Source organism: Pseudomonas sp. Leaf129 (assembly GCF_001423465.1).
Lineage (GTDB): Bacteria > Pseudomonadota > Gammaproteobacteria > Pseudomonadales > Pseudomonadaceae > Aquipseudomonas > Aquipseudomonas coleopterorum.
Genome location: NZ_LMOC01000001.1, coordinates 1,137,704 through 1,149,166 on the forward strand (window position 1 = coordinate 1,137,704; position 11,463 = coordinate 1,149,166).

An 11,463-nucleotide genomic window follows, 5' to 3' on the forward strand; every position below is an offset into this window, starting at 1 on the left:
ACTTGCAGGCTGCTTGGTCATTGCACAGCGCCCAGTCGCGCCGCTTGCTTCGCGTAGGCTGACATGCTGGTATCAGCACCCGTTTGGCTGCTGCAGTGGCCCATTGGTTAACACAAGGAAGTCCTGTGTCATCGTCTGAATCTGTAAAACGTTGGTGGGTGCTGGTCGCGGTCATGATGGTGTTTCTGCCGGTGGTGCTGGACGTGACCATCCTGCACGTGGCGATCCCGTCACTGACCTTGGCCTTGCAGGCCACCGGCACCGAAGTGCTGTGGATCATCGACATCTATCCGCTGCTCATGGCCAGCCTGCTGATTCCCATGGGCACCCTCGCCGACCGGATCGGCCATCGGCAACTGCTGATCACCGGGCTGTGCATCTTCAGCCTGGGTTCGGTACTGGCCGCCTTCTCGCCCAACGTCGCAGCCTTGATTGCCGCGCGGGCGTTCATGGCGTTCGGCTCGGCAATGATCATTCCCTGCACCTTGGCCATCCTCCGCCAGACCTTCGATGACGAGCGCGAGCGGGCGCTGGCGTTGGGTATATGGGGCGCAACCGGTTCGGCAGGCGCGGCAATCGGGCCCTTGGCGGGCGGCGCTTTACTGGAGCATTTCTGGTGGGGCGCGGTGTTTCTGGTCAACGTGCCAGTGATGATGATCGTGATGCCGCTGGTGCTCAGGCACGTACCCCGTACCTCAATCACCGGCGACGGCAACTGGACCATTGGCCAAGCTTTGATCCTCATGCTCGGTATCATGGCCTCGGTCTATGCGCTCAAGTCGGGGTTCAAGCCGGGCAGTTCGGCGTCGCTCACCATGGTGTCGGCAGCTTTGGGCCTGGGCATGCTGGGCTGGTTCGGGCACAAACAGTTGCATGCCGCGCGACCGATGCTGGATCTGAGTCTGTTCCGCTCGCCGGCGATCAGCGCCGGGGTGGTCATGGCGCTGGTGGTGATGGGTGCCTTGGCGGGGGTGGAATTGATGCTGGCGCAGGAGCTGCAATTCGTCCTCGGACAGACGCCGTTGCAGGCTGGGATGTTCCTGTTGCCTTTGATGATCGCCTCGGCGATCGGCGGGCCCATGGCGGGGTTGCTGCTGCGCGCCATCGGTCTGCGCTGGGTCGGCAGTCTGTCACTGGGCGCCGCCAGCGCGAGCCTGGCGGGCTTGGCCATGGCTGACCTGCACCAGAGCGGATGGGCGGTGATCGGGCTGCTGGTGGTCCTCGGCCTGTCCCTGAGCATCGGCCTGACGGCGTCCTCGGTGGCGATCATGAGCAGCACCCCGCCGCACAAGGCGGGCTCGGCCGGCGCACTGGAAGCCACCAGCTATGACTTGGGTACGGGCCTTGGGATCACCGGCTTCGGCCTCGTGCTGGGCAGCGGCTACGTCCGCTCGATCCGGTTGCCCGATGGCTTGCCGCCGGAAATCGCCGAGAGCGCCCGGCAGTCGATCGGCGAAACCATGAGTGCAGCGAAGACCCTGGAAGGTCAACAGGCGGCCGATCTGGTCGCGGCCGGTCAAGCGGCGTTCAGCACCTCGCACAGTCTGGTACTGATGTCCGCCGCGACATTGATCGGCATCCTGGCCGTGGTCATCTGGGTAACATTGCAGCGCCACGGGCACAGCCACAGCCAGACTCCCTGACCGCAAGGCACGCCCCCATACACTGCGATCCCTGTAGCAGCGGCGCAAGCCGCGTCCGGGTGCACCGCGTTGTTCCAGGCGAACCGCGTCCACCGCCGACGCGGCTCGCGCCGCTGCTACAGGGGAGCCGCGTCCGGGGGCAACGCGTTACCGATGCCGTGCTCCGAAGCTGTCGCGGTAGAAGGAAGGCGCCAGGCCAACGGTCTTGCGAAACGCCACCCGGAAACTTTCCGCCGACGCGAACCCACAACGTTGAGCTATCTGTTCAGTGTCGAGCCCACTGGTTTCCAGCAACGAACGGGCTCTGGCCATTCGTTCGTGCTGCAGCCAGGCTTTGGGCGTCATGCCGGTCGCGTCATTGAAGCGCCGCAGAAACGTGCGTTCGCTCATCAGCGCCCTGGCGGCTATCTGAGGAACCGTCAACGGTTCACCCAGATGTTCGCGAACCCAATCCAGGACCACGGCCAAGTCGTGCCGCGGGGCCTGGGCGACCGGCGCGGCAATGAACTGCGCCTGCCCACCACCGCGCTGTGGCGCCATGACCAGCCGACGCGCCACGGTATTGGAAACGTGAGCGCCAAAATCCCGCTCGACCAGATGCAGGCAAGCATCGATGCCCGCCGCACTGCCTGCCGAGGTGATCACCTGCCCGCTGTCCACATAGAGCACCGAGGAATCGACAGCGATGCCCGGAAACCGCCGCGCCAACTCGTCGCTGTAGCGCCAATGGGTGGTGGCCCGCTTGCCATCCAGCAACCCAGCTGCGGCCAGCACGAAGACACCGGAGCAGATCGACAGCAGGCGCGCACCCCGTGCGTGGGCCCGGCGCAGCTCCACAAGCAGGGCCTCGGGCGGCGGCTCATCGCGACTGCGCCATCCAGGGACGATGATGGTACGCGCCTGGGCCAGCACCTCCAGCCCGGCGTCGGCGCCGACTACAAAGCCGCCCGTCGCACGCAGCGGCCCCGGATCGACGGCAACGATGCGATGCGCGTACCAGGCGAAAGCGAACTCCGGTCTGGGCAAGGCGAATATCTCGATGGCAATGCCGAATTCGAAAGTGCACAGACCATCGTAGGCCAAGATGGCCACCAGCCCTGGAGCGTCTTGCATTGGCGGAAAACTACCGGTCGATGTCGAGTGCGCCACTGTAGCTCAAACTCCGCCCTCCCTTAAAGTGATGTCACACGAACCTTGAACGGAGCCACCTGATGCCAAGCCTGATCACTGAATACCCGGCGGCGAGCGCCGAGCAAGCCCTGGCCCACTTCAGCCAGCGGCTGTGCTTTGAAACCGACTGCTCCGATGTCTACCACAGCCAGCAGGCGGGCCAGGTGGACTATGTCCTGGTGGATGTTCGCAACGCCACTGCATTCGCCGCCGGCCACGTGCCAGGCGCGATCAACCTGCCAACCCGCACGATCACGCTCGAGCGCCTCGCCGCATTTCCGGCCAACAGCCTGTTCGTCATCTATTGCGCCGGTCCGCATTGCAATGGCGTACACCGCGCAGCGGCGCAATTGGCCGGTCTGGGCTACTTGGTCAAGGAGATGATCGGCGGCATCACCGGTTGGCTCGACGAAGGTCTCCCGCTTGCACAAGCGGATGAGCAACCCGCGGCGACGACAACGGTCACGTCGTGCGCCTGCTGAGCGCCTTCAGATGCCGCTGAACCAGTTGTAGCCTTGATCTTCCCAGTAGCCGCCGGGGTAGTCGTTGCTGACGAAAATTTCGACGATGTGCTTGGGGTTCTTGAAGCCCAGTTTGGTCGGCACTCGAACGCGCAACGGGTAGCCGTATTCGGGCGGCAGCGCGACTTCAGCGTAATCCAGGGCGAGCAGCGTCTGCGGGTGCAGCGCGGTGGGCATGTCCAGGCTGGAGTAGTAGCGGTCGGCGCACTTGAAGCCGACGAACTTGGCGGTGGTGTCGGCGCCGATGTGTTCCAGGAACGTTTTCAGCGGCACCCCACCCCACTGGCCGATGGCGCTCCAGCCCTCGACGCAGATCAGGCGGGTGATGTCGGTGCGCTGAGGCAGCTTGCGCAGGCCTTCCAGGGTCCAGGGGGCCTTGTCGCGGACCAGGCCGGACACGGCGAGGGAATAGCCGGGTACGTCGATATCGGGAATGTCGTCTTCGCCGTAGAACGCGTTGAACGGGAACGGCTGGGTCATCTGCGCCTTGCTGTAGGTGGGTGCCAACCGCTGGCCGCTGAACAGCCAGGCCTGCACGCGATCGTTCCAACGCGACATGGCCCACAGCACTTTGTCGACCTGATCGCCGTCCTGGAGGTTGCAGCCGCTGAGCATCGCCATGGCGCCGACGGTCAGGCCGCCACGCAAGAAGTGCCGGCGCTGGAGGTTTTCCAGCTGAGTGCGCTGGGCAGGCTCGAGTCTGATCGGGGCGCTGCGTCGGGGTTTGGGTTCATTCATGGTCAGTCTTCCCGGTGTTCAGCGGTCGTACGCCGCCGGTGATCATCGGTGGTAGGGTCTTGGGCACCAGCAGCACCAGGACCAAGTGCACGATCACGAACGCGCCGATGGCCGACATCGCCGCGAAGTGCACGTAGCGAGCGAAGTCATAGCCGCCCAGCAGAGCGACCAGTTCCTGGAACTGAATGGGCTTCCAGATGGCGACGCCGGAAATCAGGATCAGCACGCCAGCCGCCAGCACCAGCCAGTACATCAGGCGCTGCACGGCGTTGTAGACGCCCTTTTCGTGGACCAGTCGCAGGCGCAGGGCGTCGCGCAGATCACGCTTGACCGCGCTGGGGGTCACCGGTAGCAGGTCGCGCTTGAAGTGGCGGCTGCCCAATCCGTAGAGCACGTAGATGAGGCCGTTGATCACCAGCAGCCACATCACCGCAAAGTGCCAGGCCAATGCGCCGCCCAGCCAGCCGCCCAACGTGAACGAGGGCGGGAAGCGGAAGGCGAACAAAGGGGAGGCGTTGTAGATGCCCCATCCACTCATGAACATGCAGGTCATGCCAAAGGCATTGATCCAGTGGGTGAGACGTACCGTGAGTGAATGTATGCGTTGCACGGCCATTGAAAGGGCCTCCCCTGTTTAAAAAACCACTGCCCCTGGTGGGAGCACCGCCCATGTGGGAGCCCTGCCATTGTGGGAGCACCCCCCCTTGTGGGAAACCTGCCCTTGTGGGAGCACTACTGTCCCTTGTGGGAGCACTACTGTCCCTTGTGGGAGCACTACTGTCCCTTGTGGGAGCACTACTGTCCCTTGTGGGAGCACTACTGTCCCTTGTGGGAGCACTACTGTCCCTTGTGGGAGCACTACTGTCCCTTGTGGGAGCGGGCTCTGCCCGCGAAGCAGGCGCCGCGGTATGGCTGAAGCCCCGCGGCGCCTGCTTCGCGGGCAGAGCCCGCTCCCACAGAGGTTCTCCTCACAGAGACCCTCCTCACAGAGATCCTCCTTACAGAGACCCTCCTCACAGAGACCCTTCTCACAGAGCCCCCCCTCACAGAGATCTTCCCCACAGGGAACCCGCTCACTCAGGGGCCTGGCACCTATGGGGAGAGCACGTCCTGCGGCTTACATCGGCGGCTGGAAGCCGTCCTTGCCTACGGCCACACCGCGTGCGGTCTTGCCGTCATCGGCTGGGAACACGACGATCTTGGCGCCCTTGACCAACTGCTCCGCCTTGCCCGCTTCGACGTAGGCGATCGGCACGTCTTCAGGCACCACCACCTGCTTCTCGCCGCCTTTGTAGTTCACGGTCAAGGTACGGCCGTTGGTCTGGGCCAGCTTGCCCACGGTGCCGTTGGTCATAGTGCCGGTGGTGCCGTCGGCGTTTTCCCAGCCGTAGTGCCCTTCGCCGCTGCCCTTGAGGCTAGGCTCGAAGACCGTCACTTCCAAGGCCTTCAAGGTACCGTCCGCCTGAGGCGTGGCGGCCGAGCCGATGAAGCTGTCGGCCTTGATCGAATCGATGTTGGCCTTGGACACCAGGCGGATGCCGGTCTTGTCGGTCAGGCCGATGGTCTGATGCGCACCGCTGCGAGTGGTGAAGGACAAGGTGTTGTTGTCGACGCCATCGACCGTGCCCCGCATTGGTTTTACGACTGGCATGTCCGCAGCCGACGCCATCACGGCGGCACTGAGCAGCAACGTGCCGAGGGTGGTCGACAGGGCAGTTTTGATCTTCATCGGTACGACTCCTTGCGGTAGGTGTGCATACATCCTCGGCCCTCGATGGGTACGCGTGCATGACCGGGCGATGACATTTCTGTCATTCACGCAGCGACGCTATCGATGACAGGAATGTAACCGACAGCGCCGTGCCGCTCGTTTAGACTGCACGGCGCGGGCCCCGTTCGCCGCGCAGTCTGAACCCCGAACCGTCAACGCCCCAGCGAGCCTGATCGATGCACATCCTGTTGATCGAAGACGACATCAAGACCGGCGAGTACCTGAAAAAAGGCCTTGGCGAGTCCGGCTACAACGTCGACTGGGCGCAGCACGGCGCCGACGGTTTGCACCTGGCCCTGGAAAACCCCTATGACCTGCTGGTGCTCGACGTGATGCTGCCCGGCATCGACGGTTTCCAGATCATGGAAGTGCTGCGCGCCCGGCAGGCTGTGCCGGTGCTGTTCCTGACCGCCCGCGACCAGTTGCAGGACCGCATTCGCGGTCTGGAACTGGGCGCCGACGACTACCTGGTCAAACCCTTTTCCTTCACCGAACTGCTGCTGCGCATCCGCACCATCCTGCGTCGCGGCAGCGCGCGGGAAGCCGATCGATTCCACCTGGCTGACCTCGAACTGGACCTGCTGCGCCGTCGAGTGACCCGGCAGCAGGAGGTGATCACCCTGACCAACAAGGAGTTCGCCCTGCTGCACCTGCTGCTGCGCCGCGAAGGGGACGTTCTGTCGCGAACCCAGATCGCTTCGGAGGTGTGGGACATGAATTTCGACAGCGACACCAATGTGGTCGACGTCGCGGTCAAGCGTCTGCGCAGCAAGATCGACCAGCCGTACCCGGTCAAGCTCATCCACACCGTGCGCGGCATCGGCTACGTCTGCGAGGTGCGCGCGTGCGACGCCGACGCCCAGCATCCCTGACCCTGCGCTCGACCCTGGCCTTTTCCCTGGTGGCGATGCTCACCGTGGCGGGCGCCGGCTGGTACCTGTACGAGTCGATGAAGACGTCGGTGCTTGCGCGCAGTGACAACGCCGTGCTAGGGCGGCTCGATCACTTTCGTAAACTGCTGCACTACGACCTGACCCTGGACAAGCTTTCGAGCAGCCCGCAGATCTTCCAGAACATGCTTGGCAGCGAAGACGACATCTTCGTCATCGCCGAGGTCGGTCAGCCGCCGGTGATCCAGGTCAACCCGCTGCGCGCGACCCTACCGCCCCTGCCCGAGGTGGCCCAGGACGCCGTGCCCACCGCTTCCGACCTGCGCACCGGTACGGCGCCGTCCGGCATACCGCTGCGCGCCGCGAGCGTTTTGACCACGTCTGGCGGGCGCGAGGTGACGCTCACCGCCGCGCACATCATGGTCAAGGAAATGGCCATGCTCGGCGAGTTCCGCCAGCGCATCTACCTGGCCGTGGGCATGGCCTTTCTGCTCACCGCCCTGCTCGGCTTCGTCCTGCTGCGGCGCGGCTTGCGGCCGTTGCGCGAGATGGCGGCGCACGCCACCGACATCTCCCCTGCCCGCCTGCACAGCCGCATGAGCAGTGACAACACGCCCGTCGAACTCCAGCAACTGAGCGACGCCTACAACGCCATGCTCGATCGCCTGGCCGAGGGCTACCAACGACTGACCCAGTTCTCCGCCGACCTGGCCCACGAGATCCGCACCCCGGTAGGCTCGCTGATGGGCCACTGCCAGGTCGCCTTGCGCCAGGGCCGCAGCGCCGACGAGTACCAGGCGCTGCTGGCATCGAACCTGGAGGAGCTGGAGCGGATTTCACGCATCGTCGAGAGCATCCTGTTCCTGGCACGCGCCGAAGACACCCAAGCCGTGGTGCAGCGTCAGCCGCTGCAGGTGCACGACGAACTGGAACGGGTGACCGAGTATTTCGAGGGGCTTGCCGAAGAGCGCAGGATTCGTCTGTCGATTGCAGGCGACGCCACCCTGAACGCCGATCCGCTGCTGCTGCGTCGGGCCGTGAGCAACCTGGTGGCCAACGCCATCCGCTATGCCGACCCGCACAGCGAGGTGCAGATCGACGTGGCGTCGACGCCGACACAGTGCGTGATCAACGTAGAGAATCAGGGCCCTGCGCTGGACCCGGCAACGCTGACCCACCTGTTCGACCGGTTCTATCGCGGCGACGCGTCGCGCCAGCACAACTCGGACTCCAACGGCCTGGGCCTGGCCATCGTCGCGGCGATCATGCAACTGCATGCCGGTGAGGCCAGCGTCAGCCAGCCGCAGCCCGGACGCATTCGTTTCGCCCTGAGTTTTCCGGTGTTCGGCAGGTCCTGAAACGGGCCTATTCAGGTTTCTTCCGGGCACGAAAGGCCGCCACCTTCATGCGATTGCCGCAGGTCGCCATGCTGCACCAGCGCCGTCGGTGCGACTTGCTCAGGTCATGGAACAGCAGTATGCAGTCATGGGCCTCGCACTGGCGCACGAACTCGAACTTGTCACCGGTAACCAGGCTGACCAGCGCGTCGGCCACCGGCCACAGCAGGCTTTCCGGACCAGCATCCCTGGGCCGGGTGGCGACACGAAACGCCTGGGCAGCATCCTCCCAGCTCAGGTAGCTGACCGGACGCCCTGCTTCCAATACCTGATTGACCACCGAGGGATCGGCTTCCACCCCCGCCATCGCTGCCTCCAGCACCGCCTTGGCATTGCTGCGCAGGGCGTGGGCCTGAGCCAATAGTCCATCGAAAACTTCGGGGCGACCCTGCGCGGCGAGCAACCCTGCCGACTCAAGCCACGTCAGCACATCCTCATCGTCGCGCAGGCAGTCCTGGCGTTGATCGCCTACGCCGTACTCGGTATTGAGGAAATCCAAGGCGATATTGTCCGCCACAAAAAACGTATCGGGCGCGGTGCGGGTCGAGCTCATGATGACCTGTAACTCACAAAATTTGTTTGACAGGTTACCAAATTAGTTCGTAACCTTCAAATACACACATAACAGGTTACACAAGGAGGCATCATGACTACGCCTACATCCACAGCCGCTGTCGCGCTTGCCGCTTCGTTGCTCATCGGCGGTACCCAGGCCGCCCAAGCCGACGACACCGTCCACTACCGCCACGAGCAGGTCGGCGACGTGAAGGTGTTCTATCGCGAGGCGGGCAACCCCAGCGCGCCTACCGTGTTGCTGCTGCACGGCTTCGCCGCCTCGTCGTTCATGTTCCGCGACCTGATCCCGCAATTGGCCGACCGCTACCACGTGATCGCCCCGGACCTGCCCGCGTTCGGCTTCACCGAAGCGCCCGCCCGGGGGCAGTACGCCTACACCTTCAGCCAGCTGGCGCAGACCATCGGCCAGTTCACCGAACAGCTGAAGCTGGAGCGTTACGCGCTGATGGTCCATGACTACGGCGCGCCGGTGGGCTGGCGCCTCGCCGTGGCTCACCCAGAGCGCGTGACCGCGATCATCTCGCAGAACGGCAACGCCTATGAGCAAGGTCTGGGCGCCGGATGGGCGCCGATTCAGACGTACTGGCGCGAGCCTACGCAGGCGCATCGCGACGCCCTGCAGGACTTCCCGACACCGGCGTCGATCAAATGGCAGTATCTGGAAGGTGTCAGCGACCCCAGTGTGGTCTCGCCGGACGGCTACACACTGGAAGGCCTGCAGATCTCACGCCCCGGCAATGCCGACATCCAGCTCGATCTGGTGCTGGACTACGCCTCCAACGTGGCGATGTATCCCAAGTTCCAGGCGTACTTCCGCCAGTACCAGCCGCCTCTGCTGGCAGTCTGGGGCAAGCACGATCCGTTCTTCCTTCCAGCGGGCGCCGAGGCCTGGAAGCGTGACCTGCCCAAGGCGGACATCCGGTTCTACGACACGGGGCACTTCGCTCTGGAAACCCACGGGCGGGAGATCATCCCGGTGATCCGTGAGTTTCTGGACGAGCACCTGAAGTAACAGGGTTACTACAGGTCCTGCGGCTGAAATCGCACTGCCAGCGTGTCGGCGCGGACCTTGGTGGCCTTCAACAGGCACATCTGAGCGTTGATCCGGTCGAGCGTGCCGCCCGTCAGGCCCGCCTCGACGGCGCAGTCGGCGTCGCGAAACTGGATCCACAGCCGCTGCGCATCGCGCATCGCCGTGCGCTTGGTGCCTTCAAGCGTCTTCATGCCGGCCTGGTAGTTGGCATTCAAGCGTGCGTCCTGACGCTTGGTCTCGTCTGCGGCGCAACTGACCATGCCGGTGGTGGAACTGTTGCTGTCCATGCAGGTGGTGTACGCCGAGCTGTAGTCGGACGCCGAAGTGGAACCTTCGGCCGAAGCCAGGGTGGCCTGGCCTGCGCAGAGCGACAGCAACGCAGCAGTGAGCAAAGGCTTGCAGAGGGGTGTCATAAAAGACCTTTCGAATTCGTGAAAAGGCCTGGATCTTACCAGCCCCCACCCTCCAAGGATCCCACCCATGCTTTACATCGTTTTACTCGGCGGCAAGCACACCAGGGCGCGCATCGAGGTGCACGACATCGCCTGCGCGGTCGCCGACAGCCTGGAGGCCAGCTACCCGCAATTGCGCGCCGATTGGTTCGGTACTCAGAAAGGCTTGCACATCGATGCCTGGATGGCTGTGGACGGCGTCGAGCGATGGAAGGTCGAATTCAGCCCGCTGGCACCGGCTGCGGGCATGCCGCGCCTGTATGTGATCAATCTGGGCGGGTACGAGGCGGGCTCGTTCGGCGAAGCGCACCACTACGTGCTGGTGGTGGCGCAAAACGCTCGCGACGCCAGAAACCGCGCCCGGCGCCTGTACCTGGAGCAGTGGCGCCAGCCCCATACCGACGCGGTCCTGGATGTGGATGATTGCGTACCGATCGAGCAGGTGGGTGGCCGCTACGTGCACTTGGTCGAAGGGCCTCATCGGGGCGTCGAGCAGCGCAATGAGTACATCGTGCTACCAGCGGGCTGACCAGAGACTCGGGTCCGGATCAACCAAGAATGAACTTGTGACCATAACCCGTTACAGTCACGCTCTGTCGATCCACGCCCAAGAGCCCACCGCAGCCATGACCCGTCAGCCCCCCACGTTCCCCTCACGAGGCCCGTCCGATCACAGCGTTCGCGATCAGATCGTCGAGGCCGCCATGCAGCATTTCGGTCACTACGGTTACGAAAAAACCACGGTGTCTGACCTGGCCAAGGCCATCGGCTTTTCCAAGGCCTACATCTACAAGTTCTTCGAATCCAAACAGGCCATCGGCGAGAGTATCTGCGCCAGTCGGCTGGCCATGATCATGGCCGTCGTCGACCAGGCGATGGACGAAGCCAGCAGTCCGTCCGACAAGCTGAGCCGTCTGTTCAAAGCCTTGGTGGAAGCCGGCGCAGAACTGTTCTTCCACGATCGCAAGCTGTATGACATCGCTGCCGTTGCGGCCCGTGATCACTGGCCCTCGGCGGCGGCCCACGGCGAACGCCTGCACCGGTTGATCGAGCAGATCCTGCGCGAGGGCCGGGACAGCGGGGAATTCGAGAGCAAGACGCCGCTGGAAGAAGCCAGTCATGCGGTGTTTCTGGTGATGCTTCCCTACATCAGCCCCGTGCAACTGCAATACAACCTGGAGACCGCCGCCACCGCTGCGCAGCAGCTCCCCGCGCTGATATTGAGAAGTCTGTCGGCGCCATAAGTGACCATTGACTGAATTAGTCACTCGT

General features: G+C 63.9%; 13 protein-coding genes. 7 read left to right on the forward strand and 6 right to left on the reverse strand.

The window, feature by feature from the left end:
- Positions 1-125 precede the first annotated feature (125 nt).
- Complete coding sequence (locus ASF66_RS04845) at positions 126-1,643, forward strand: MFS transporter (RefSeq protein ID WP_330219433.1); 1,518 nt, start codon at positions 126-128, stop codon at positions 1,641-1,643.
- Positions 1,644-1,790: 147 nt separating this feature from the next.
- On the opposite strand, the gene ftrA is transcribed toward ASF66_RS04845, so the two are convergent.
- Positions 1,791-2,756: a transcriptional regulator FtrA gene (gene ftrA, locus ASF66_RS04850; protein WP_056842945.1), complete on the reverse strand. Its 966-nt coding sequence runs from the start codon at positions 2,754-2,756 to the stop codon at positions 1,791-1,793.
- Positions 2,757-2,854: 98 nt separating this feature from the next.
- Between ftrA and ASF66_RS04855 the strand changes: the two genes are divergently transcribed.
- Positions 2,855-3,295 (forward strand): rhodanese-like domain-containing protein, encoded by a 441-nt coding sequence (locus tag ASF66_RS04855; RefSeq protein WP_056842946.1) that lies wholly within the window; start codon positions 2,855-2,857, stop codon positions 3,293-3,295.
- 6 nt (positions 3,296-3,301) lie between these two features.
- On the opposite strand, the gene ASF66_RS04860 is transcribed toward ASF66_RS04855, so the two are convergent.
- From ASF66_RS04860 to ASF66_RS04870, 3 genes are all read right to left on the reverse strand, one after another.
- The gene (locus ASF66_RS04860) at positions 3,302-4,072 is read right to left on the reverse strand and encodes a molybdopterin-dependent oxidoreductase (protein ID WP_056842947.1); all 771 of its coding nucleotides are present in this window, start codon (positions 4,070-4,072) and stop codon (positions 3,302-3,304) included.
- On the reverse strand, positions 4,065-4,688 hold the full coding sequence (locus tag ASF66_RS04865; protein ID WP_056842948.1) for a cytochrome b/b6 domain-containing protein: 624 nt from the start codon (positions 4,686-4,688) through the stop codon (positions 4,065-4,067). The genes ASF66_RS04860 and ASF66_RS04865 overlap by 8 nt, the downstream gene beginning before the upstream one ends.
- A gap of 501 nt (positions 4,689-5,189) precedes the next feature.
- A complete protein-coding gene (locus tag ASF66_RS04870) occupies positions 5,190-5,795 on the reverse strand; it encodes a hypothetical protein (protein ID WP_082484570.1) in 606 nt (201 codons plus the stop codon).
- 224 nt (positions 5,796-6,019) lie between these two features.
- Between ASF66_RS04870 and ASF66_RS04875 the strand changes: the two genes are divergently transcribed.
- Entirely contained in the window at positions 6,020-6,715 is a 696-nt protein-coding gene (locus ASF66_RS04875; protein ID WP_056842950.1) for a heavy metal response regulator transcription factor, read from the forward strand.
- 35 nt (positions 6,716-6,750) lie between these two features.
- Positions 6,751-8,091 carry a heavy metal sensor histidine kinase gene (locus ASF66_RS04880; RefSeq protein WP_056843433.1) on the forward strand — a complete coding sequence of 447 codons (1,341 nt, stop codon included), beginning with the start codon at positions 6,751-6,753 and terminating at the stop codon, positions 8,089-8,091.
- A 7-nt stretch (positions 8,092-8,098) separates the two neighbouring features.
- Here ASF66_RS04880 and ASF66_RS04885 read toward each other — a convergent pair whose 3' ends face one another.
- Positions 8,099-8,683, reverse strand: coding sequence for a CGNR zinc finger domain-containing protein (locus tag ASF66_RS04885; RefSeq protein ID WP_056842951.1), 585 nt, complete (start codon positions 8,681-8,683; stop codon positions 8,099-8,101).
- 93 nt (positions 8,684-8,776) lie between these two features.
- On the opposite strand from ASF66_RS04885, the gene ASF66_RS04890 reads away from it, so the two are divergent.
- The gene (locus ASF66_RS04890) at positions 8,777-9,718 is read left to right on the forward strand and encodes an alpha/beta fold hydrolase (protein ID WP_082484469.1); all 942 of its coding nucleotides are present in this window, start codon (positions 8,777-8,779) and stop codon (positions 9,716-9,718) included.
- Between the two features lie 8 nt (positions 9,719-9,726).
- Here the strand turns inward: ASF66_RS04890 and ASF66_RS04895 are convergent, their stop codons facing one another.
- On the reverse strand, positions 9,727-10,152 hold the full coding sequence (locus ASF66_RS04895; RefSeq protein WP_177331285.1) for a lysozyme inhibitor LprI family protein: 426 nt from the start codon (positions 10,150-10,152) through the stop codon (positions 9,727-9,729).
- Positions 10,153-10,219: 67 nt separating this feature from the next.
- Here ASF66_RS04895 and ASF66_RS04900 point away from each other — a divergent pair, with 67 nt between their 5' ends.
- Together ASF66_RS04900 and ASF66_RS04905 are read left to right on the forward strand one after the other, a co-directional pair.
- Positions 10,220-10,720 (forward strand): DUF1543 domain-containing protein, encoded by a 501-nt coding sequence (locus tag ASF66_RS04900; RefSeq protein ID WP_056842952.1) that lies wholly within the window; start codon positions 10,220-10,222, stop codon positions 10,718-10,720.
- Between the two features lie 97 nt (positions 10,721-10,817).
- Entirely contained in the window at positions 10,818-11,435 is a 618-nt protein-coding gene (locus ASF66_RS04905; protein WP_056842953.1) for a TetR/AcrR family transcriptional regulator, read from the forward strand.
- Positions 11,436-11,463 lie beyond the last annotated feature (28 nt).